Genomic DNA, 21,071 nt, shown 5'->3' with positions numbered 1-21,071 from the left:
TTGGCGCATGACGAATAACCTAGTAATACAGTAAACTATAGCCTCATGAACAGGTTGGCATTATGACAGCGAAAGAAAACGTACATCCCCATGAAATTCATAAATTCGGTTCGCAGGCCGAGCGTTGGTGGGACCCGAACGGCGAGTTTAAAACCTTGCACGACGTCAATCCTTTGCGCTTGCAGTTCATTCAGCAATACGCCGATTTGCAAGGCAAGCGGGTAGTGGATGTCGGTTGCGGCGGCGGGATTCTTACCGAAGGTTTAGCGAAAGCCGGTGCGGATGCCTTGGGTGTCGATTTAAGCGAAGACTTGCTGGATATTGCCGATTTACATGGCCTGGAAACCGGCGTCAACGCCAGTTACCGGAAAATCAGCGCCGAACAGCTTGCCGAGGAACAGCCGGCCGGTTTCGACCATGTCACCTGTATGGAAATGCTGGAGCACGTACCCGATCCCGCTTCCATCATTGCTGCCTGTGCGACGCTGGTTAAGCCCGGCGGCATGGTGTTTTTTTCCACCTTGAATAGGGTGCCGAAAGCTTGGTTGTTGGCGATCGTCGCGGCCGAGCATGTGCTGAAAATGGTGCCCAAAGGTACGCACGACTATAAAACCTTTATCAAACCTTCCGAACTGGGACAGATGGCCAGACGCGTAGGGCTTGAGTTACAAGGGATGGTCGGTATCGAATACAGCCCATTCAGCAAGCGTTTTAGTTTGGGTAACGACATCGGCGTCAATTACATCGCTGCGTTTCAGCGTCCTGAGTAAAACGAGCATGACCGGATTTAAACTGGATTGCGTATTGTTTGATCTCGACGGTACCTTGGTCGATACCGCACCGGATTTGATTGCCTGCTTGAACAAGACGCTGCTTGCCCATGGCTTTTCGGAAGCGCCGACAGAGTCCGTGCGCCCCTTCATTTCCCATGGCGCCATGCCAATGATCAAGCACTGCGTGAGCGTGGACGACAGCTTGGCGCAACGCATGCTGGCGTTCATGCTGGACAGCTACGAACAGAATATTGCCGAACACAGTCGCTTTTTTCAGGGTATTGCCGATAGTTTGGAAGCGATAGAACAACTGGGTTTGAAGTGGGGCGTAGTCACCAATAAAAAATCCCGTTTTACTGTGCCCTTGATGGATGCTATGCAACTCAGTGAGCGGGCCGCCTGCATCATCAGCGGCGACACTACAGCCAACAGCAAGCCGCATCCTGAACCCATGCTGGCCGCCTGTAGGCAAGCTGGGGTATCGCCGGAGAACTGCGTCTACATCGGCGATGCCGCGCACGACATCACTGCCGGCAAGCGCGCAAATATGAAAACTTTGGCGGCGATATATGGCTATTTGCAAAGCGATGATCAGCCTCACACCTGGGGTGCAGACGCCTTAATTGAACAACCGCCACAATTGATGGAATGGATACACGCTAATTTATGTCATTAAGCAATAAGGTTCTACTTATCACCGGTGCCGGCGGCGGTCTGGGCGGTACGGCTGCCCTGGCTTTAGCCGGGCAGGGCGCGCAAGTTATTCTGCTGGATAAAAGCATTCCCAAGCTGGAAAAAGTCTACGATGCCATTGTCGCTGCCGGCGGCCCTGAACCGGTGATGTATCCCTTCGATTTAGCCGGTGCCAGCGAAGCGCAATACGAAGAAATGGCAGAGGCAATAGCGCAACGCTATGGTGCTTTGCATGGCGTATTGCACGCTGCGGTGGAGTTTAGCGCCTACAGCCCCATTGCCAATTATAAAACCAAGGATTGGGGGCATGCCTTAAACGTCAATCTCAGTGCGCCTTTTTTGTTATGCAGGGTGTTGTTGCCCTTGCTGCAACGTAGTGAGCATGCTTCCATCGTGTTTATTTCCGATTCCTCGGCGCGTAAAGTCCAGGCTTATTCCGGTGCTTACGGCGTAGCGAAAATTGCGCTGGAAGGTCTTGCCGGGATTTTGGCCGCGGAACTGGAAGCAGCAGGAAAAATCCGTGTTAATACTTTGGTACCGGGACCGGTGGATTCACCTTTGCGGAAGAAAGCTTTCCCGGCCGAAGATAAAACCAGGCTGCCAAGTATGAACAGCCTGGACCCGCTGTATGTTTACTTATTCAGCGACGCCAGTATCGGCAAGACCGGTCAAATTATTGACGCCCAAACTTTTAAACCTTAAGAAACTTATGGCAGACAGAGAAGTTGTATTTTTAACCCGCGACGTCAACATCGTCACCATCCCGGACGGCAACCACGGCACCTTGAGTAAAGGTCAGGAAGTCACCATCCATCAGGCTTTGGGCAGCAACTACACCGTGGTCACCGATTACGGCCATATGGTACGGATCGCCGGGATTGACGCCGATGCCTTGGGCAAGGAAACCCAGCATTTGCATACCCTAGTGTCGGAAACCGACAGCAAGGCGGTGGAAAAGAACTGTTGGGAAGTGATGAAAACCGTCTACGACCCGGAAATCCCTGTCAACATCGTCGATTTGGGTTTGGTTTACCATTGCAGCGCCAAGCCTAACGCCGATGGTGGCAACGATGTGCATATTCAGATGACCTTGACCGCGCCCGGATGCGGCATGGGTCCGGTCATCCAAAGCGACGTGGAAAAATGCATCCGCGCCTTGCCCGGCGTCAGTTCGGTTGATGTCGAAGTGGTGTTAGATCCGCCCTGGTCGCGGGAAATGATGTCGGAAGTCGCGCAAGTACAGTTGGGTTTGTTTTAAAAGTCGGCAAAGGGAGGCGGCGGCAGCTAAGCGGCGGAAAATTGCCGCTTGCTGAAGAAAACTGCGGTTGTTTGTGTTTAAGTCATTGTATTTTATAAATATAAAATAATTGGCACGCTCTTGGCTTTATTCTCCTTGAAGTTTGATTCAAGACTCGGGGAACCGTCATGAGAGATAAAGCAGCCGATTTAGCGATAGTCAGTAATAAAACCTTTGAAGCGTCAACCGCTGTCAATTTGCATCACTACGATATCAGTAGTGCTTTGCAGACTTCATTGGAATTCAACGAGTTGATCGCCATTTTCTGCGACAAAATTCAAAATACCATTCCGCATAACGGCTTTGAATACATCAACGAAGATTTCGATTTGGAATTCAAACGCGGCGTGATGGCCCGCCACTCTTGCAGCTATGCCCTAAAAGTCGAAGAGCAGCAGCTGGGCGAGTTGAAACTAACCCGTAGCAATCGCTTCAGCAAAGACGAATTAAAAATGCTGGAAAGCCTGTTGTGTTGCCTGATTTACCCACTAAGAAATGCCACCTTGTTTCAGCAAGCATTGAAAATGGCATTCACCGACCCTTTAACCAAAACCAATAACCGCACCGCGTTTAACGACTGTTTGCTGCGCGAAATCAAACGTGCGCATCGTAATTCGCAGCATTTGTCGGTGATTTTTGTGGATGTCGATCACTTCAAGCATATCAACGACGATTACGGGCATGCTTGCGGCGATTTGGCTTTGTCGTCATTGGCCGGCTGGTTGAAAGACAGTGTGCGCGGCAGCGACGCGGTGTTTCGTTACGGCGGCGAAGAGTTTGTGATTTTGCTGAGCGATACCGACATCGACGGTGCGATGGTGATAGGCGAGCGCATCCGCGCAGATATTGAATCGCACACTTTGGCTTATGGCATGGACGTGTTGAATCTGACCGCCAGTTTGGGAGTTGCAGCCTTAAAAGGTAGCGATAGCCCGGAATTCTTGCTCAAACGGGCCGACGCCGCGATGTATCAAGCCAAACAACGCGGTAGAAACCGGGTAGAAGTGGGATATTGATTCGGTTTTCGCACTGCGGCCATCAGACGGCGATAGTCGCTTAACCCACTTTAAAGCGATAGCCCACACCCGACTCGGTCAGCAAATATTTCGGCTGAGTCGGATCGCTTTCCAGCTTTTGCCGCAATTGGCTCATGTAAATCCGCAAGTAATGCGGATTTTCCTGATACGACGGCCCCCACACTTCCTTCAAAATTTGCTGATGCGTCAAAACTTTGCCGGCATGCTTGATCAGCACGCAGAGCAAGCGGTATTGAATCGGCGTCAGATGAATGTCGTTGCCATCGACGCTGACTACCCGATTGCGCAAATCCACTTTCAGTGCATCAACGACAAACACCTCGTCCTGAGCATGTTCCGCCGGTCGGCTGGCATGCCGCAAAGCCACCCGTATGCGCGCCAACAGCTCGCCAAATCCAAACGGCTTGGTTAGGTAATCGTCCGCGCCAGCGTCCAAGGCGTCGATTTTTTGCTGTTCGTTACTGCGCGCCGACAGCACGATGATAGGCATGGCCGACCAGCCGCGCACACTCTTGATCACCTCGACGCCATCCATATCCGGCAAGCCTAAATCCAGAATCAGCAAATCCGGTTTACGCACGCCGGCTTCAATCAGGCCTTGTTTGCCGGTCTCGGCTTCGAATACCGCAAAGTCGTGCGTCGCCAGACTGGTACGCAAAAAGCGCCGGATCGGTGGATCGTCTTCGATCACGATAATAACGGGATGCGTTTTAGCCATGGCCAAAATCCAGTGGGATTATGTTCATTCCTCCGGCTCCATAAGCGGAGGGGATTCGTCGTTGGGTAGCGCGAAGGTAAAGATCGCACCGCCCCCCGGTTTGTTGTTAGCGCGAATCCGGCCGCCATGCACTTCGACAATGGCTCGGCAAATCGCCAGCCCCAAGCCGACGCCGCTTTGCGCCGATTCATGACGGGCTTGGTAAAATTTCTCGAACAATTTATCCTCCAGACCTTTGGGAATACCGGGGCCGTGATCGGCGACCGAAATTTCCATCGTATTGCCGACGTATTGGGCAAACACTTCAAGTTCGGAGCCCGCAGCGGTATAGCGCACGGCGTTTTCCAATAGATTAATCAACACCTGCTCTATCATCACCGCATCGACAAACACCAATGGAATCCCCGGCGGCAGACTGACGCTGACTTTTCGGCCGGCCAGGTGTTTTTGCAAGCGCGTTAGGACGGTGCCGATAATTTCTTCGACAGGATGCCACTGTTTGTTTAATTCCACCACGCCGGCGTCGAGTCTGGCCATGTCCAGAATATTATTCACCAAATTGGCCATCCGTTCGGCTTCGTCATAGATGGCACGGCCGAGTTCCAGCCGGTGCTGGGCCTGTAAATGGCCTTCGTCTTCGACTAAGGCGCTGGCTGAGCCGATGATCGTCGACAACGGGGTCCGCAAGTCGTGAGAAATTGCGCTGAGTAAGGAGTTGCGCAGCCGTTCGGCCTCGATTTGTAATTGCGTTGATTTGGCCTGTTCGGCAAAGCGTAAACGGGCGACGGCCTGGCCGATTTGCCGCAAAAAGGTTTCCAGTAATTTTTGCTGCTCCGGCAAAAACACCCGGCGTAAATTGACCGGTAACAGCGCCAATACGCCGATGGCTTTGTCTTCGTCTTGAATCGGAAAATAAATCGCCGCGCTGCCGGGTAAGGTATGGGTGCCGTGCCCGGCCATTTCGTTGTGATCGTAGACCCACTGCGCCACGCTCAAATCCGTGCCGCGCAAAGATTGAGGCAGGCTGTGTTGTTTGGGATAGACCAGTCGCCCGCCCGGATTGGCAAATAAAATGACATTGCGGCTGCTGAATTCGGCGTATAGATGTTTAACGGCGGTCGCGACGATTTGCTGTTCGCTTTGCGCCACCGCCAGCTCCTTGCTCATAGCGTATAAGGCCGCGGCGCGGCGTTCGCGATGCGCGGCAACCTTGGCCTGCGCGCGGACGTTGACCATCAGATTGCTGATGACAAAAGCTACCACCAGCATGGCCAACAACGTGATCAGATATTGGCTATCGGCAACCGACAGACTGTAGAAAGGCTGCACGAACAGCACGTCGAATACGCCGACGCTGAGCAAGGACGCCAATACCGAAGGCCCGCGCCCGAAATGGGTGGCGACAAACACCACACCGAGTAAATACACCATCACCACATTGGCCAGTTCCACCTTGCCGAACAACATTTTACCCACTGCCGTGCAGAGCAAGGTCACCGCCATCGCCCACAGATAGCCGCGATAGCGTCGGCGAGTTTTACTGGGGATGCGTTGTCGGAGGCCGGGTAGAGGTGATTTCTTGAATAAAGACAGCTCGGCTTCCAGTTCCTCCCGTTCGCCCAGTTGCGGGCTGCCCAGCAAGTAAATATTGATATTGTGGGCGTGGCTGATCAGCACATCCACCACAGATCCCAACAGCCAGCGCCGCCAGCCGCGTCGGCTGGGTTTGCCGACCACGATTTTGTTGATATTGCGTTCGCGGGCAAAGCGGATGAGCGCTTCGCTCATCTCCGGCGCGCTGAGCGTCACCGTTTCGGCGCCAAGCTGTTCGGCCAGCCGCAATACCCGCAAAATACCGTCGCGCTTTTCGGCGGGCAAGCGCGCCAATTCGGGCGTTTCCACGTAAACCACGATCCAGGCCGAACGCAGGCTGGTCGCCAAGCGCTTGCCGGCTCTGACCAGACGCTCAGCCAGTACATTTGGGCCGATGCACACCATCAGCCGTTCGTTGACCTGCCAGACTTCGCGAATCGCATTGTCTTCACGATAATCCAGCATTTGCGCGTCGACGCGATTGGTGGTTTGCCGCAAGGCCAGTTCGCGCAGGGCAATCAGATTGCCTTTACGGAAAAAATTCTGAATCGCGTGTTGGGCTTGCTGCGGCAAATAGACTTTGCCTTCTCGTAGGCGCAGCAACAATTCGTCTGGAGGTAAATCCACCAGCTCGACTTCGTCGGCGTCCTCGAATACTGTGTCCGGTACGGTTTCCCAGATACGAATGCCGGCAATCTGCCCGACATCGTCGTTCAGGCTTTCCAGGTGTTGCACGTTCAGCGCGGTATACACATCAATCCCGGCTTCCAGCAATTCGCGAATATCTTGCCAGCGTTTCGGATGGCGCGAGCCGGGCGCGTTGGTGTGCGCCAGTTCGTCAACCAGGATGATGGCCGGCCGGCGTTTTAAGGCCGCATCAATATCAAACTCCTGCAACACGGCGCCTTTGTAGTCGATCTTGCGGGTTGGGAGGATTTCCAAGCCCGCCAACAGCGCTTCGGTGTCCGCGCGACCATGGGTTTCCACCAGACCGACAATCACATCGAGATTTTCCGCGCGGCGTTCGCGTGCCGCCAGCAGCATCGCATAGCTTTTCCCGACCCCGGCGGCCGCGCCGAAAAAAATCTTCAGGCGGCCGCGTTTGGCCTTGGCTTTGTCGCGTTCGACGCGGGCCAGAAGTTGATCGGGGTCCAGGCGTGCTTCGTTCATGGTCTGGCGGCTTGCGAGTAGGCGTCCAAAGCCAGATTTAAACTCGAGACATTGACTCTAGGTTCGCCGAATATTCGCCATTGCCTGGGTTCGCTATGCGATTCGACCAAATCCCGAACGACACTTTCCGGCAATTTGCGCGCTTTGGCTACGCGCTTGATTTGGTAATGGGCCGCCGCAATACTGATGTGCGGGTCCAAGCCGCTGGCGGATGCGGTAACCAAATCCACAGGCACCAGAGCACGATTGTCCGGGTCGAGTTGCTGTAGTGCTTGAATGCGCAGTTTTACCGCGTCGCTCAAGGCCGGATTGGTCGGGCCGAGGTTGGAACCACCGGAGGCGGCGGCATTGTAAGGGTAGGGCGCGGTCGCCGACGGCCGGCCCCAAAAATAGCGGGCCTGGCTGAAGCTTTGACCGATTAGAGCAGAGCCGATGGCTTGGCCTTGTTTGTCTTGTATCAGGCTACCGTTGGCTTGGGCAGGAAAAACGCTTTGCGCCAGCAAAGTAACCAGCGCCGGATAGAGGCCGCCGGTGAGAAAGGTCATGAGCAACAGGAGGGTGGCAGCAGGTCTGAAATAGCTTGTCATGTTGTTCTCCCTACACCAGATTCATCGTTACCAGAATTAAATCAATCGCCTTGATACCGATAAACGGCACTATCAAACCGCCAACACCGTAGACCAGCAAATTATTTTGCAACAGTTTTTCAGCGCCGAGCGGCTGATATTTGATGCCTTTCAAAGCCAGCGGGATCAAGGCGATGATGATCAGCGCATTGAATATCACCGCCGACAGTATAGCGCTGGCCGGGGTGGCCAAACCCATGACGTTCAAAACGTTCAAAGCCGGATAGGTGGTGGCAAACGCGGCCGGAATGATGGCGAAATATTTTGCCACGTCGTTGGCTACGCTGAAGGTGGTCAAGGCACCGCGGGTCATCAACATTTGCTTGCCGGTTTCGACAATCTCGATCAGTTTGGTGGGGTTGGAATCCAGATCGACCATATTCCCGGCTTCCTTGGCGGCCTGGGTGCCGCTGTTCATCGCCACCGCCACGTCGGCTTGCGCCAGTGCCGGTGCGTCGTTGGTGCCGTCGCCGGTCATGGCTACCAAGCGGCCATCTGCTTGATGCTGACGAATCAAAGCCAGCTTGGCTTCCGGCGTCGCTTCGGCCAGAAAGTCATCCACGCCGGCCTCGGCGGCAATCGCCGCAGCGGTTAGGCGATTGTCGCCGGTGATCATGATGGTTTTGATGCCCATCTGCCGCAGTTCGATAAAGCGTTCCTTGATGCCGCCTTTGACGATGTCTTTTAATTCGATGACGCCCAGGGCCTGCTTGCCATCGGCTACCACCAGCGGCGTGCTGCCGCGCCGCGCCACGTCGACGACCATTTTCTGGATTTCGTCGGGAAAGCGGCCGCCTTGTTCGGTCACATACTGTTTAATCGCATCCTCGGCACCCTTGCGGATTTGCCGCATGTTTTCGCTCCCTCGCCCTTCGGGAGAGGGCTGGGGTGAGGGGAAATTGACCCCGCTCATCCGGGTTTGGGCGCTGAAGTGGATAAAAGTCGCGCCCAGGGATTGCACGTCGCGCTCGCGCAAACCAAACTTTTGTTTGGCCAGCACGACGATGCTGCGGCCTTCCGGGGTTTCGTCGGTCAACGAGGCCAGTTGCGCGGCATCGGCCAACTGCTTCTCGCTGATACCCTTGGCTGGTATGAAAGCCGCAGCCTGCCGATTGCCTAAAGTAATGGTGCCGGTTTTATCCAATAACAGTACATCCACATCGCCGGCCGCTTCCACGGCGCGGCCGGAGGTGGCAATGACATTTTTCTGCATCATCCGGCCGATCCCGGCCACACCGATAGCCGACAGCAAGCCGCCTATGGTGGTGGGAATCAAGCACACCAACAGAGCCACCAGCACGGTGATCGAAATTGGGTGGCCCGCGCCGGCCATTTCCACGCTATACAACGAGAAAGGCAGTAAGGTTACCGTGGCCATTAAAAACACCAGCGTCAGCGCCACCAGCAGGATGGTCAAGGCAATCTCATTCGGAGTTTTCTGCCGTTTCGCGCCTTCCACCATCGAAATCATCCGGTCCAGAAAGGTCTCGCCGGGGTTAGCGGAAATCCGCACCACCAGCCAATCCGATAATACCCGAGTACCGCCGGTGACCGAGCTGAAGTCGCCGCCCGATTCACGGATCACCGGCGCGCTTTCGCCGGTGATGGCGCTTTCGTCCACCGAGGCCACGCCTTCGATGACATCGCCATCGCCCGGCACAAAATCCCCGGCTTCGATCAGCACCACATCGCCTTTCACCAGGCTGGATCCGGCGATTTTGGTGTAGTTACTACCGTAACGCGGTTCATCCAGCTTCTTGGCGGCAATATCGCGCTTGGCGGTGCGCAAGAAAGCCGCCTGCGCTTTGCTGCGGCCTTCCGCGGCCGCTTCGGCGAAGTTGGCGAACAGCACCGTAAACCATAACCAGACCGTGATGGTTAAGATAAAACCGGCGGATTCCTCGCTATCACCGGCCAAAGCTTGCAGCCATAACAGCGTAGTTAGCAGGCTGCCCAGATACACGACAAACATCACCGGATTTTTCCATTGTTGCTGCGGCGTCAGTTTTTTAAAGGCTTCCCAAACCGCTTGCTTAAGCAGGTCAGGGTCGAATAAGGAAGACGAGAGCGCTTTGTGAGTCATATGCTTACCTGCTATGAAATCAAGAATGAGCGAGCATGTGCAACTGCTCGACGATAGGGCCTAAGGCCAGCGCCGGGACAAAAGTCAGCGCGCCGACCATTAACACCGTGATAATCAGCAACACCGCGAATAAAGGCGTATGGGTGGGTAAGGTGCCGGGGCCGACCGGTACGTGTTTTTTGGCGGCCAGCGAGCCGGCGATGGCTAATACCGGAATCATCAACCCGTAACGCGATACCAGCATGGCCAAGCCCAGCAGGTAGTTATAAAACGGCACATTGGCCGATAAACCGGCGAAGGCGCTGCCGTTGTTATTGCCGGCGGATGACAAGGCATACAGCACTTCGCTAAAGCCGTGGGCGCCTGGATTGAGGATGGATGCCTTGCCGGCTTCGGTCATTAGGGCTATCGCCGTGCCGCCCAGCACTAAGAGCGGGGGAATTAAAATAATTACCGCCGCCATCTGCATTTCAAAGGCTTCGATTTTTTTACCCAGATATTCCGGTGTGCGGCCTATCATCAATCCGGCGATAAACACTGCTACTAGTGCGAACACGATCATGCCGTAAAGACCCGAGCCGACACCGCCGAAGATCACTTCGCCCAGTTGGATCAACCACATGGGGATCATGCCGCCGATGGGAGTGAACGAGTCATGCATGGCGTTCACCGAGCCGTTGGAGGCGGCGGTGGTCGCTACTGCCCACAGTGCGGAATTGACGATGCCGAAGCGGGCTTCCTTACCTTCCATATTGCCGCCGGCTTGTTGATTGGACGCGGCTTGATCAACGCCCAAACTCGCCAGCGCCGGATTGCCGTGCTGTTCGGCGGGTACGGTGACGAACACCAGCGCTACAAACACTAGAGTCATCGCTGCCAACAGTGCCCAGCCTTGCCGGCTATCGCCGACCAGAAAACCAAAGGTATGGCAGAGGGCGGCGGGTATCAACAAGATGGCGAGCATTTCCAAAAAGTTGCTCAGCGGGGTGGGGTTTTCGTAAGGATGCGCCGAGTTGGCATTAAAAAAACCGCCGCCGTTGGTACCAAGCTGCTTGATGGCGATTTGCGAGGCTGCCGGTCCCAAGGCCAGGGTTTGTTCCTGGCTTTGTTGGGTTTGAGTGACGGGTTGGCCTTGCGCATCCAGAACCGGGTGTCCATCCGCATCAAGCGCTTGGGCCGAGTAAGTCAGCGGTTCTTGCAGCTTGACGGTGGCGTAGCGATCAAAGGTTTGCACCACGCCTTGCCCCACCAGGACGACGGCCAGCAACAACGAAAGCGGCAGTAGGATATACAAGGTCGAGCGGGTCATATCCACCCAGAAATTGCCAATGCTGTTGGTGTTACGCCGGCTGAAACCGCGTATCAGCGCCACCAGCAACGCCATACCGCTGGCCGCCGATAAAAAGTTCTGCACGGTTAAACCCAGCATTTGCGTGAGATAACTCATGCTGGCCTCACCAGCATAGCCTTGCCAGTTGGTGTTGGTGGCAAAACTGATCGCGGTATTCAACGCCGAGTCGGAGTTGATGGCCGGTAAGGCTTGCGGATTGAGCGGCAACAGGTCTTGGCAGGTTTGCAAGCCATAAACCACCAGTAAACCCAGCACGTTAAAGACCAGCAATGCACCTGCGTATTGCTGCCAGCGCATATCTTGCTGGGTTTGGATGCCGCACAGCCGATACAGCCCGTGCTCAACCCTGGCAAACCAAGTGTTGGCGACGATGGATTCGTCTTGATACACCCGTGCCATGTACGTACCCAGCGGCTTGCTCAGCAGCAGTAAGGCCAGCAGATAGATAAAAATTTGTAGGAAGCCGGTTTCGTTCATCAGAATTTCTCCGGATAAAACAGCGCGACCACTAGATAAATAAACACCAGCAGCGCCAAGCCGCCGCTTAATAGATAAATCCCGCTCATATAGACCTCCTGCAAAGATGCTTAAGCATTTTTTAGACGGGCGAATACGTCAAACAGTCCAAAATTTTGGCGGTTTTGCCGCTGATCGCCTGAGTCACAATCTACCGATTGGCGGGTAAAAATGTCGTAAAAATTCCGGGGTGGGATGTTAAGAAAGTGTAAAGCTCATCTGGAGTCGATAAACATGGTTGTTTGCGCAGTATGCACTGAAGTTACTGTGGGGCAGGGTTATCATCAGGGCGTGTCCTTTCTATTACTCCAGATTTCGCTAAGCTTCACCTGGGCTACTTGCTCAGGTAAATCCTGGGGTCTATTCGGCCCTTTAAACCTTACGAACTAATATTTGGAAAAGAGTATGCCGCCATTCAATTTAAACGACTTGGCTTACACGCTTGCCGCAATATTCTTTGTTATTTTTGCAAGCTCATTTCTGCTACCTGCCATATTTCTGAAAGGGAGGTTTCGGCTCATTGCGATTGTTTTGGTATTTGGAGGATGGTTTTATTCGTACTACCTGCAGAACATAGTTCCGGAAGCGGCAGGCAGATGGAGAACAGAAGGGATTGGTACGTGTAAAAGTGAATTGCAGGCTCTACCTGATGTTATCGTTACCGATGGATTTCTCGACGAAGGCGGTGCTATGCAGCCGGATGTACTCATCCAGCTCTTTAGGGATCGAAAGTTGTTGTTTGTAGAAACTAGTTCAGCCGCACTCATTGGATTTGACGGAGGCATAACAAAAGAACAAAGTAACAAGCGACTGATGGAAGCCACTGCTTCACCTTGGGTTAGGCTGGAGCTCGCTACCGACGGGGATCCCGCATGCCCAAAATCGCCATCTGGTAAAACGGTGCTAATCGATGAAGCCCCATTTTTACCAGAGACGTGTATTGCGCGTCGCCACATCGACTCACCCGCGGCCCGAGTCGCTCTGCTTCTGTCTCCGCCGGCAAATGAAGAATTAAGAGTGTATGGCAAGTGGAAGTTAATTGATAAAACCTCGGGTGCTGATTTGGCTTCGTTGACTACCATCCAGTCGCGTCCAGCGGTGCCCTTGGATAGCCTATCTTTTCACAATGATCGTCGCCTATCTGATTGTAATAAGCCAGCTACAACCCTTGTTGATCGGCTCCGTTTTGACAGTCGGCTCGATTCCAACGCGGTTGAATATGCTTTTGATACAGAGACTGCAAAAGCGAAAATAGCTGCGGAAACGATCTCCTCGTTAAATACGACACTTTCGCCGGTTCAGGTCACTGCAGAAAATGGCGCTTGGAGCGAGGCTGAAAGTTGGTTCTTATTTAATAGGGAAATTCGTCCGGAAGAGTGGCGCGCGACGGTTGACATTGCACGTAACCAAGGGGTTGCTGCTTACGGATCAAGAATTGTGGATTGGTCGAAACGTAAGCTGATTAATCTTGATCCTCTAATTAGTTCTGGCAAACACTGGGCCTGGAAAGTCTCTGCAGTGGGTCAAGGTTTTTTTGTTGTCAATACAGCCACAGAATGGAATAAATTGTTAATCCGTTACCGGCATGATGGGACGCTAGACTGGTTTGTCCAGGTGATACAACCCAAAACGGGAGGGCAATGCGCTCGGTTTCAACCTGAGGCGATATACACTACAAAAACCCATCTTGTAATTGCAGATAGATGCGGGCCGCAACCGACAATTGAAGAATACAGGCGCACACGAAAACCTGTTACTGGAGAGCTTTGGCTAATTCCTCTTACGGCACTTCCAAAAATCGACTGAGCGTAACTGTTTTCATAGGTGCGTTTAGCATAGAGAGTGCAATTTACGCATGCTAACCTGCTTAAGGAGGAGCAATGGCTATCAATAAAATCGTCGCTGCAAACGCCTATTCGGTAACGGCTGTAGCCAGTTCCAACGCCCGATCCAATTCCGCCAATGTATTGTAAAAATGCGCGGAAAAGCGGATTCCGCCGCCGCGTAGGGCACAAACCACACCATTTTTTTGCAAATGCTTATAAAGCACCTCATTGTCTATGGATCGGTGTTTGAAGTTGACGATGCCGGACTGTAAACGGCTGTGCCGCTGCGACAGTAAAATCAGCTCGGTGTTGGCGCTGATGGCTTCGCGCAGGTAGGCGCTGCGTTCCAGAACCAGCGCCTCGACCGTCGGCATGCCGGTTTCCAGCAATAAAGACAAACTAGCGGACAAGGCGTGAATGCCTAACATGTTCGGGCTGCCACATTCGAAACGGCGGGCGCCGGGATGGATCTCCCATGGCAGGTTTTCGTAATTATGCGTGTCTTTCATCATGTGCCAGCCGTATTGGTTGAGCTTGAGCCGGTCGCGCGCGGCTGGGTTGGTATAAAACACCCCCAGGCCTTCCGGGCCGAACAGCCATTTATGCCCGTCGGCCATCACGAAATCGGCGTGATAGGCTTGCACATCGAACTGCACCGCTCCCAGGCTTTGAATCGCGTCGATGCAAAACAAAATGCCGCGTTGCCGGCAAAACTCGCCGATGCGCTCCAGATCCATGCGTAAGCCGGAGGCGAATTGAATGGAGCTGATGGTCAGCAAGCGCGTATTGCCATCCACCCGCGCAAACAGAGCATCTTCCGGGGTTGCGGCACTGTGCAAATCGGCTTCTCTAAACTCGACGCCGCGCTCGGCCAAGGCTTGCCAGGGCAGGCGGTTGGACGGGAATTCTTCGTTGCTGGAGACGATGTTGTCGCCGGCTTGCCAGGGTAAGCCAAAGGCCACGAAGGACAAGGCCTCCGAGGTGTTTTTCACCAGGGCAATATCGTTGGCCGAGGGCGCATTCAGTAAGGCCTGTAATTGGCGGCGGATTTCGTTTTCTTTTTTCAACCAATCCAGATAGTAATGCGAGCCGAACTGGCAGTTTTGTTCGGCAAATTGAATCACCGCTTTACTGGTGCGCTTCGGCCAAGGGGCCACGGCGGCGTGGTTGAGATAAATCAGCTCGTCGGTTAACGGAAATTCGGGGTGTTTCATGGTGCGTACCGGTAAAAAGGGGGAGGGCGAATCGATAGGGATGATGCGGTAAAACACTCTGCCTATCAACCTTCTGTACAGATGATGGGCTTGCTCGGACGGCTAAAATTTGGGATTTCCGCGAAAATAGTTGGGCCTAGATCGTCCGGAAAATCCAGGCGCAAGTGGCCTAGCTGTTTAAAAATTAGCCAGTAACCTTTTAAAACAGGTTACGATCCCGATATATTAAACGGCGTTTTTATTTTGGTTGATAGATATGATGGAATTAACTTGGATTAGTACGGCATATATCGCTGGTTTGGTAGCCAGCCGCCTGTCTTTTCCGCCGCTGGTTGGTTATTTGGTCGCTGGTTACGTATTGCATGCCCTGGGCATTGCGGTATTGCCGGATCTTCACCATTTGGCGGAGATCGGTATTGAATTATTGTTGTTTTCGGTCGGTTTAAAACTCAAGCCCAGTTCGCTGATTCGTCGCGAAGTGCTTAGCGTCGGTGGCTTGCATTTAATGTTGATGGCGTTGATTTCCGCGCTGGTATTTCTGTGGCTAGAGCAGCGAGTGACCGGCGGCTTGGTGCTGGGGCTCAGTTTGGCGTTTTCCAGCACCGTGTTGGCGATCAAGGTGCTGGAAGATAATGGCGAATTGTCGTCGCTGCATGGCCGGGATGTCATGAGTATCCTGATTTTGCAGGACATCGTGGCAATCGGTTTGTTGGCGCTGGCGGAAGGCAGGCAGCCTACGCCTTGGGCATTGGCTTTGTTACTGGTGCCGCTGTTACGGCCGATAGCGCATCGGGTATTGTCGGTCAGCCGATCTTCGGAACTGAAATTGCTGTTGGGGGTAACCCTGGCGCTGGCCGGCGGCGTCGCCGCGGAAAGTGTCGGTATTGCCGCGGATATTGGCGCTTTGTTGACCGGCGTGATGTTGGCTAATCATCCCAGGATCAAGGAGTTAAGCGACAGACTCTGGGGTTTGAAAGAGCTGTTTTTGGTGGCGTTTTTCTTGCAGATTGGTGTCAGTGACTTACCGAACCGGGCGCAGATTATGGACGCCTTGCAATTGCTGGCGTTGTTGCCTTTGCAATGTGCGCTGTTCTTTGGTCTATTTGTGGTCGCCGGACTCCGGGCGCGTACTGCTTTCGTATCGTCCTTGGCCTTGACGACGTACAGCGAATTTTCGCTGATTACCACCAGCGCGGTGGTCAAAGCTCAACTGTTGCCAGCGGAATGGAACGCTATCATCAGTTTGGCGGTGGCCGGTTCGCTGGCCATTGCCGCACCGTTAAACCGTTATTCCCATCGCTTGTTTTCCTGGGTAGAGCCACTGCTGGTGAGGTTTGAAAGAAAGTCCGACCACCCGGACCGCCTGCCGGATTCGTTCGGCGCCGCCGAATGGCTGGTGATAGGCATGGGCCGAACCGGTGGCGTGGTCTATAAAACCCTGTGCCAGCAAGAGCAAAGGGTGGTTGGCTTGGATGCCGACCCTACCGTGTTGGAATATCATCTTGCCGCCGGCCGCCGCGTGCTCTACGGCGACGCCGAGGACACCGAGTTATGGAGCGGTTTACCCTTGCATAAGGTTAAAGGCATCATCCTGACGGTGCCGGCATTCGAGGTGCGATTGACTGCTGTGGCTCAGCTTAGGAAGCGCGGTTTCACGGGGCAGATCAGCAGTATTTGTTACCACGGTGTGGAAGAGCAGCAATTATCAAAAGCGGGCGCCAATTTTGTGATCCATCCCTTGATTGAAGCCGGCAATCGTCTTGCCCACCTGATGCTGAATCGCCGTGAGCAATCAAGCCAGTGAAGGGCTGCTGATCTTGGATGGGCAGCGAATCCAGGTGTTTGCTGCTGAAGGCCCGCTTTCAGCTTAACCAAGGGCAAACCGCTAAAATACCCGGGTTTGTAGCGAGACTAAGCGGCTTTGCTGACAAACAAAACGATGTTGCTGGTGTCCATTGGCGGCCACCCCTGAAAATCGATAGGCAGTTCCAGCAATGGCCCGGTAACGCATGACTTCAACGAGCCATCGGTTGCGATATAAAGCTTTTTCGGCAACTTGGCTTTGTGATTGTCGATTTTGGCGGTTTGAGTGTTCATTACGCTTAGGCTGGTTAGCTTGGGAGATTTCACTTTATTGCCGGTTTCTTATTGCTGCCTTAACCACGCGATGGCATTTGGATTACGGCGATCCTGGGCGGAATGACAATCTTCGGAAATTGGGGCCGTGTAATAGGATTAACGGGTTATTTAATTATCTGCAACGTATGCCAAACCCAACATGCTCGAGCAAATTAAACTGTTTTTTGAAAAACACCTGTCCTTACCGTCACCGGAGGCTGCGGAAGCTAAGCTTCAAGAGGCTTTGACTGCCTTAATGACCGAAATGATGACCATGGACGATGTCTGTCAAGATGTCGAACGGACCAAAATCCTGTCCTTGGTGCAAAAGTGCTTTTCGCTCTCCACCGAACAGGCTGAGGCCTTGATGGCCAAGGCGGAACACAAGCGTCAGCAGGCGGTTGACTATTACGAATTTACCTCAACAATCAACCAATGCCTTGGTCCTGAAGAAAAGATAAAGATTGTTAAATCTCTCTGGCAAATCGCTTATGCCGACGGCACTATCGATCCACAAGAGGAATATCTGGTGCGGAAGATTGCCGACCTGCTTGGTGTCTCGCATACCGATTTTATTCTGGCCAAACTGCGCGCGAATCCCGATACTTGAAAATCCCCAGACCTGTTTAAATGAATCACCCCATGAAAAAGACTAAGAAAAACAAAAATCTGTGGCTAAAAGAAGCTGATATTGCGGTCGGTGATTTGTATTTCACCACCGCCCAGCAATACCGCGCAGTTCTGGCGATGAACGGCGATTTTTTGATTTACGCACCTAGCTCGGAAGGTATGGAGCCCTTGCCGGCCGATAGCTCAATGCCGTTTGCCAACTCGCCCGCTAAAAAATGCCAGATCGCCACATTTGCACAAAAGGAATATCAAGCATTCGATTGGCATGGAACGGTTGCCGTTAAACATAAACTCACGCCGTCTCAGATAGCCGAGGCTATCGGCCAATGTAACGCCAAAGCCCAAATCGCCGGGTTGATGGCTGAATAAGATGCGTTGGAAAAGATTTTTATTAAACCGGCCCTTAAATACCGTTCGCCTTTATGCCCTTGAGGGTACTGAGCTTGTCGAAGGACATGCCCGCCAAGGCTTCGATGAACTCAGCCTGAACGGAATACCAGTGATAAATAGGGTCGGGTTAATAGCAGTATGAAATCCTTCTTTTTCTGGTTCCCAAGCTGGAGTTTGGGAGCCACATCTTGGCAAAGCCGGCAGTAGTCACGTACTATTAGAAGAGCATTATGGCGGCGAAAGCTGGAAGGTACGGGCTAAGTATCTATTGGGCTAAAAATTAAAGTATAAGTTTGTTAAATCATTGTCAACGTCATCGCTATATCTATCAATACAGTAATCCCACGCTCGTATCTCGTCGCTATACTCTGTAAACATACTATCCATGCGATCTGATTTTAAATATCCAGACAATAAATTTTTTAAATTTTTTTGATGCTTCTGAGACGTGTTTTCTATCATTGCCTCTAAAGTTATTTTTGCGTTTTTAAAGTGTCCATACCTTTTATATGTATCTTCAATAATAGCGGAAATCTCATTTTCTTGTGCATACAAACATAATACTCCTCTCCACCAGTCGTATATGACTAGTTCCGATAGGTCTATATTTCGATTGTATTTCAGCTCTTCTGAAACCAAGTGTTCTTGAAATCTAAAGTGTCCAAAGGAATATGTCTTTGTTATAGGGTCTAGGGCAAGAATATTACAGGGAGATATTAATTCTTCTACGCAGTTTTCAAGAAGGTCTTGATTATAGTGTTCAGATAATGTAGGCACTAAAGCATTTATAATGTCTTTTTTAGCTAAGTTTCTAACGCCAGTTTTATGCATATAAAACGCTAATTTTACCGCACATTTTTTGAGTAAGTCAGCCTTTTGCTTCTGTCGCGCGATGTTCTTGTATAAATCATACTCTCCTGTTAATAGTCTTAACCGTTCAGAATATATTTCATTTTCACTTGATGGTGCATTGACACCTTTTTCAACAAGAGAGCATAAAATAGTGGCTAACAATGGCGTTTTGACGTGCTCATAAAGATTTCTAGCCTCTATTGCTTCTAGAAGACTCATGGCTTTGTTTTTATCGGAAAACCATCCTCCTATAAACTTGTTAAGCTGTTCTCTTGTGAATGGCAAAAGTGTGATACCTAGAAATTCGATTTCTTTTAGATAACTCACGCAATCTCTGCTTGAAATAATAAGCTGAGAAGTTGGATTTTTCTTTTTAAACTCCGATATGGCCGGAATTATTTTGGGAATAGTATTGTATATTTCATCAAGGCCATCTAATATTGATGTTAAATCTCCTGATAATATTCGCTTGGTATCTTCAACGTGTTCGTTAGATATTGATAAGCCTTTGCTTAACAGTATTAACTTAATTACAAGGTCTTTGTCAAATATTTTTTGACCTTGCGATGTGTTAATTATTTTTTTGAATTCATCTGCAATTCTATTGAGCGGAATGTATATTAGATTGTTGGGTTTGTGTTTTGCGGTTATATTAGAATAAACTTCCAATGTTGTAGTCTTTCCGACACCTGCGCCACCATATACAGCAATATCGTGCCTGGTAGAGAAAACATCATGTGGTGAAATAGATACCCTATCCTGAGTATCTTCTTCGTATTGAAAGTCAATAAGACTAGATAATAAGAACTCTGGTTCTTTTAATTTTGACATCAACGAAAGAGTTTTTTGCGTTTCAGTCAAAAATAATTTGAGTTTGGCAGCGGTCATTTTTTTTGCATTAATTAGTCTGACGCCCTCAAGGTAATTGAATTTATATTGATTAACTTTCTCTGTGAAAGCTGTTGTATCAATGGTTGCTTGGTAAAATGGTGGTTGAATGATCTTTTTGTTTATGGAGACTGTCTCTTGTTCTAGAGAAACTCTCTTATTTAAAACAGTTGCTATATTGTAAACGCCGCTATGAAAGGAAGTCTTGGAGTTTTTTGTTTTTATCTCAATCTTCGTCTTATTTGCCAAAGAGGCTTTTAAAGAGGCTAGTATGCCATCTCTGTCTGACTCTTCTTCATGCGAAATTTTTCTATTTAATGGATTCGCCTCACGCTTGAGCATTGCTTCTAGGGCTTTTATCTCTAGTTCAGCTTTGTTTGTTAAATCGTTAATCTGGTCGACAATATTTTTTTTTCTTTAATATATTGGCGTTGTTTTCTTCTGATTCAAAACTTGATTTGTGCTTATTAAAATTAGCGTCTAATTCCGAGAAGCTCTCTGTTATTAATTTGATGTCATGGGTGTTTAATATTTCTATAGTTGCTTCCTTGAATGTTGTCCATTTTTCAATTGGTATGATTAAATTGCTTTCTTTGAATGTCGTTTTAAGATGTAATAGAAGATTGCTGTCAAAAGAGCCAACAAAAAAACTTAAATCGCTGTAAAAATTATCTATTTTTGTTTTGTTTGTACTTTTCAGTGCGTTTAATAGTTCTTTGTTGCCAGGCTCAAAATTATTAACCCGAAGTTTATCCTCTATATTAGTTAGCAAGCTCAAAATGTCGGGTTTAAATTCTTTTATATAAGATATTATTAGTGGGCCGTCAAGTGGGATTACCTTGATTTTTTCATTGAAAAGCTGGGAATCTATTTCTTCTTTTAGTCGTGATGATATTTTTTCTGGGCAAGCTAAAAATACTTCATTTGGATATATTTTTCGCCCTTCAAAATCTATCACTCCTGTTGTGCAGCATTGCCTCAATTGATGAATTAGCTGAGTTAATTTCGCGGCTTCGGAACAGTTCTGAATGTCGCCTATTTTTTTTGATTGCACATATACCGTATACATTTCAGTTCTTGGAGGTATTCTTCGTTGTGCTATCAAGTCTCTGCCCCTTTCATATGGGCCACCATTAAAGTCTACTCTCTCATATCCCATAGCCTCAAACAGGGGCTTTAGAATATTTTTTGTAAACTCATCTTCTTTTAAAGAGACTAATGCTTTTATATATTTTTCTATAATAGTATCTTCCATTTATTTGCCAGAAAAAATAAATTTAGTTAAGTCTCATTGGT

General features: G+C 50.8%; 19 protein-coding genes. 9 read left to right on the top strand and 10 right to left on the bottom strand.

Features of this window, described 5'->3' with window-relative positions; all coding sequences use genetic code 11:
• The first annotated feature begins 62 nt into the window (after window positions 1-62).
• From ubiG to JWZ98_RS14725, 5 genes are all read left to right on the top strand, one after another.
• Complete coding sequence (ubiG, locus tag JWZ98_RS14745; protein ID WP_205450671.1) at window positions 63-770, top strand: bifunctional 2-polyprenyl-6-hydroxyphenol methylase/3-demethylubiquinol 3-O-methyltransferase UbiG; 708 nt, start codon at window positions 63-65, stop codon at window positions 768-770.
• A gap of 7 nt (window positions 771-777) precedes the next feature.
• A complete protein-coding gene (locus JWZ98_RS14740; protein WP_205450670.1) occupies window positions 778-1,449 on the top strand; it encodes an HAD-IA family hydrolase in 672 nt (223 codons plus the stop codon).
• Window positions 1,440-2,168 (top strand): SDR family NAD(P)-dependent oxidoreductase, encoded by a 729-nt coding sequence (locus tag JWZ98_RS14735; protein WP_205450669.1) that lies wholly within the window; start codon window positions 1,440-1,442, stop codon window positions 2,166-2,168. The genes JWZ98_RS14740 and JWZ98_RS14735 overlap by 10 nt, the downstream gene beginning before the upstream one ends.
• Window positions 2,169-2,175: 7 nt before the next feature.
• Window positions 2,176-2,724: a putative Fe-S cluster assembly protein SufT gene (sufT, locus tag JWZ98_RS14730; protein WP_033155276.1), complete on the top strand. Its 549-nt coding sequence runs from the start codon at window positions 2,176-2,178 to the stop codon at window positions 2,722-2,724.
• Between the two features lie 167 nt (window positions 2,725-2,891).
• A complete protein-coding gene (locus JWZ98_RS14725; protein ID WP_033155275.1) occupies window positions 2,892-3,779 on the top strand; it encodes a GGDEF domain-containing protein in 888 nt (295 codons plus the stop codon).
• 40 nt (window positions 3,780-3,819) lie between these two features.
• Here the strand turns inward: JWZ98_RS14725 and JWZ98_RS14720 are convergent, their stop codons facing one another.
• From JWZ98_RS14720 to JWZ98_RS14695, 6 genes are read right to left on the bottom strand one after another with little or no spacing between them, the layout of a single operon-like run.
• The gene (locus JWZ98_RS14720) at window positions 3,820-4,518 is read right to left on the bottom strand and encodes a response regulator (protein ID WP_101055320.1); all 699 of its coding nucleotides are present in this window, start codon (window positions 4,516-4,518) and stop codon (window positions 3,820-3,822) included.
• Window positions 4,519-4,542: 24 nt separating this feature from the next.
• Entirely contained in the window at window positions 4,543-7,281 is a 2,739-nt protein-coding gene (locus tag JWZ98_RS14715; protein ID WP_205450668.1) for a sensor histidine kinase KdpD, read from the bottom strand.
• Window positions 7,278-7,868, bottom strand: coding sequence for a potassium-transporting ATPase subunit KdpC (gene kdpC, locus JWZ98_RS14710; RefSeq protein ID WP_205450667.1), 591 nt, complete (start codon window positions 7,866-7,868; stop codon window positions 7,278-7,280). Before kdpC ends, JWZ98_RS14715 begins: the two co-directional genes overlap by 4 nt.
• 10 nt (window positions 7,869-7,878) lie before the next feature.
• Entirely contained in the window at window positions 7,879-9,990 is a 2,112-nt protein-coding gene (gene kdpB, locus JWZ98_RS14705; protein ID WP_033155271.1) for a potassium-transporting ATPase subunit KdpB, read from the bottom strand.
• Between the two features lie 19 nt (window positions 9,991-10,009).
• On the bottom strand, window positions 10,010-11,818 hold the full coding sequence (gene kdpA, locus JWZ98_RS14700; protein WP_205450666.1) for a potassium-transporting ATPase subunit KdpA: 1,809 nt from the start codon (window positions 11,816-11,818) through the stop codon (window positions 10,010-10,012).
• Complete coding sequence (locus tag JWZ98_RS14695; protein ID WP_033155269.1) at window positions 11,818-11,907, bottom strand: potassium-transporting ATPase subunit F; 90 nt, start codon at window positions 11,905-11,907, stop codon at window positions 11,818-11,820. The genes kdpA and JWZ98_RS14695 overlap by 1 nt, the downstream gene beginning before the upstream one ends.
• 355 nt (window positions 11,908-12,262) lie before the next feature.
• On the opposite strand from JWZ98_RS14695, the gene JWZ98_RS14690 reads away from it, so the two are divergent.
• On the top strand, window positions 12,263-13,663 hold the full coding sequence (locus tag JWZ98_RS14690; RefSeq protein ID WP_205450665.1) for a hypothetical protein: 1,401 nt from the start codon (window positions 12,263-12,265) through the stop codon (window positions 13,661-13,663).
• Between the two features lie 106 nt (window positions 13,664-13,769).
• On the opposite strand, the gene JWZ98_RS14685 is transcribed toward JWZ98_RS14690, so the two are convergent.
• Window positions 13,770-14,897, bottom strand: coding sequence for an aminotransferase class V-fold PLP-dependent enzyme (locus JWZ98_RS14685; protein WP_205450664.1), 1,128 nt, complete (start codon window positions 14,895-14,897; stop codon window positions 13,770-13,772).
• A gap of 256 nt (window positions 14,898-15,153) precedes the next feature.
• Between JWZ98_RS14685 and JWZ98_RS14680 the strand changes: the two genes are divergently transcribed.
• Window positions 15,154-16,701, top strand: coding sequence for a cation:proton antiporter (locus tag JWZ98_RS14680; RefSeq protein ID WP_033155266.1), 1,548 nt, complete (start codon window positions 15,154-15,156; stop codon window positions 16,699-16,701).
• Window positions 16,702-16,808: 107 nt separating this feature from the next.
• On the opposite strand, the gene JWZ98_RS14675 is transcribed toward JWZ98_RS14680, so the two are convergent.
• Window positions 16,809-16,994 carry a hypothetical protein gene (locus JWZ98_RS14675; RefSeq protein ID WP_205450663.1) on the bottom strand — a complete coding sequence of 62 codons (186 nt, stop codon included), beginning with the start codon at window positions 16,992-16,994 and terminating at the stop codon, window positions 16,809-16,811.
• A gap of 181 nt (window positions 16,995-17,175) precedes the next feature.
• Between JWZ98_RS14675 and JWZ98_RS14670 the strand changes: the two genes are divergently transcribed.
• Complete coding sequence (locus JWZ98_RS14670; protein WP_205450662.1) at window positions 17,176-17,625, top strand: TerB family tellurite resistance protein; 450 nt, start codon at window positions 17,176-17,178, stop codon at window positions 17,623-17,625.
• Window positions 17,626-17,657: 32 nt separating this feature from the next.
• Window positions 17,658-18,014 (top strand): hypothetical protein, encoded by a 357-nt coding sequence (locus JWZ98_RS14665; RefSeq protein ID WP_205450661.1) that lies wholly within the window; start codon window positions 17,658-17,660, stop codon window positions 18,012-18,014.
• A gap of 294 nt (window positions 18,015-18,308) precedes the next feature.
• Here the strand turns inward: JWZ98_RS14665 and JWZ98_RS14660 are convergent, their stop codons facing one another.
• Together JWZ98_RS14660 and JWZ98_RS14655 are read right to left on the bottom strand one after the other, a co-directional pair.
• Window positions 18,309-20,117: a hypothetical protein gene (locus tag JWZ98_RS14660; protein WP_205450660.1), complete on the bottom strand. Its 1,809-nt coding sequence runs from the start codon at window positions 20,115-20,117 to the stop codon at window positions 18,309-18,311.
• A 46-nt stretch (window positions 20,118-20,163) separates the two neighbouring features.
• Window positions 20,164-21,030: a hypothetical protein gene (locus JWZ98_RS14655; protein WP_205450659.1), complete on the bottom strand. Its 867-nt coding sequence runs from the start codon at window positions 21,028-21,030 to the stop codon at window positions 20,164-20,166.
• Window positions 21,031-21,071: the final 41 nt, after the last annotated feature.

It is taken from the genome of Methylomonas sp. EFPC1, assembly GCF_016925515.1.
Classification (GTDB): domain Bacteria; phylum Pseudomonadota; class Gammaproteobacteria; order Methylococcales; family Methylomonadaceae; genus Methylomonas; species Methylomonas defluvii.
Note: the sequence above shows the minus strand (reverse complement) of the source record. Positions and strands in the feature narration are given on the sequence as shown.

What these genes read in the sequence shown, in the direction of transcription:
- ubiG (WP_205450671.1), top strand. Translation starts at nt 63, where the DNA reads ATGACAGCGAAAGAAAACGTACATCCCCATGAAATTCATAAATTCGGT.
- JWZ98_RS14740 (WP_205450670.1), top strand. Translation starts at nt 778, where the DNA reads ATGACCGGATTTAAACTGGATTGCGTATTGTTTGATCTCGACGGTACC.
- JWZ98_RS14735 (WP_205450669.1), top strand. Translation starts at nt 1,440, where the DNA reads ATGTCATTAAGCAATAAGGTTCTACTTATCACCGGTGCCGGCGGCGGT.
- sufT (WP_033155276.1), top strand. Translation starts at nt 2,176, where the DNA reads ATGGCAGACAGAGAAGTTGTATTTTTAACCCGCGACGTCAACATCGTC.
- JWZ98_RS14725 (WP_033155275.1), top strand. Translation starts at nt 2,892, where the DNA reads ATGAGAGATAAAGCAGCCGATTTAGCGATAGTCAGTAATAAAACCTTT.
- JWZ98_RS14720 (WP_101055320.1), bottom strand. Translation starts at nt 4,518, where the DNA reads ATGGCTAAAACGCATCCCGTTATTATCGTGATCGAAGACGATCCACCG.
- JWZ98_RS14715 (WP_205450668.1), bottom strand. Translation starts at nt 7,281, where the DNA reads ATGAACGAAGCACGCCTGGACCCCGATCAACTTCTGGCCCGCGTCGAA.
- kdpC (WP_205450667.1), bottom strand. Translation starts at nt 7,868, where the DNA reads ATGACAAGCTATTTCAGACCTGCTGCCACCCTCCTGTTGCTCATGACC.
- kdpB (WP_033155271.1), bottom strand. Translation starts at nt 9,990, where the DNA reads ATGACTCACAAAGCGCTCTCGTCTTCCTTATTCGACCCTGACCTGCTT.
- kdpA (WP_205450666.1), bottom strand. Translation starts at nt 11,818, where the DNA reads ATGAACGAAACCGGCTTCCTACAAATTTTTATCTATCTGCTGGCCTTA.
- JWZ98_RS14695 (WP_033155269.1), bottom strand. Translation starts at nt 11,907, where the DNA reads ATGAGCGGGATTTATCTATTAAGCGGCGGCTTGGCGCTGCTGGTGTTT.
- JWZ98_RS14690 (WP_205450665.1), top strand. Translation starts at nt 12,263, where the DNA reads ATGCCGCCATTCAATTTAAACGACTTGGCTTACACGCTTGCCGCAATA.
- JWZ98_RS14685 (WP_205450664.1), bottom strand. Translation starts at nt 14,897, where the DNA reads ATGAAACACCCCGAATTTCCGTTAACCGACGAGCTGATTTATCTCAAC.
- JWZ98_RS14680 (WP_033155266.1), top strand. Translation starts at nt 15,154, where the DNA reads ATGATGGAATTAACTTGGATTAGTACGGCATATATCGCTGGTTTGGTA.
- JWZ98_RS14675 (WP_205450663.1), bottom strand. Translation starts at nt 16,994, where the DNA reads ATGAACACTCAAACCGCCAAAATCGACAATCACAAAGCCAAGTTGCCG.
- JWZ98_RS14670 (WP_205450662.1), top strand. Translation starts at nt 17,176, where the DNA reads ATGCTCGAGCAAATTAAACTGTTTTTTGAAAAACACCTGTCCTTACCG.
- JWZ98_RS14665 (WP_205450661.1), top strand. Translation starts at nt 17,658, where the DNA reads ATGAAAAAGACTAAGAAAAACAAAAATCTGTGGCTAAAAGAAGCTGAT.
- JWZ98_RS14660 (WP_205450660.1), bottom strand. Translation starts at nt 20,117, where the DNA reads ATGCTCAAGCGTGAGGCGAATCCATTAAATAGAAAAATTTCGCATGAA.
- JWZ98_RS14655 (WP_205450659.1), bottom strand. Translation starts at nt 21,030, where the DNA reads ATGGAAGATACTATTATAGAAAAATATATAAAAGCATTAGTCTCTTTA.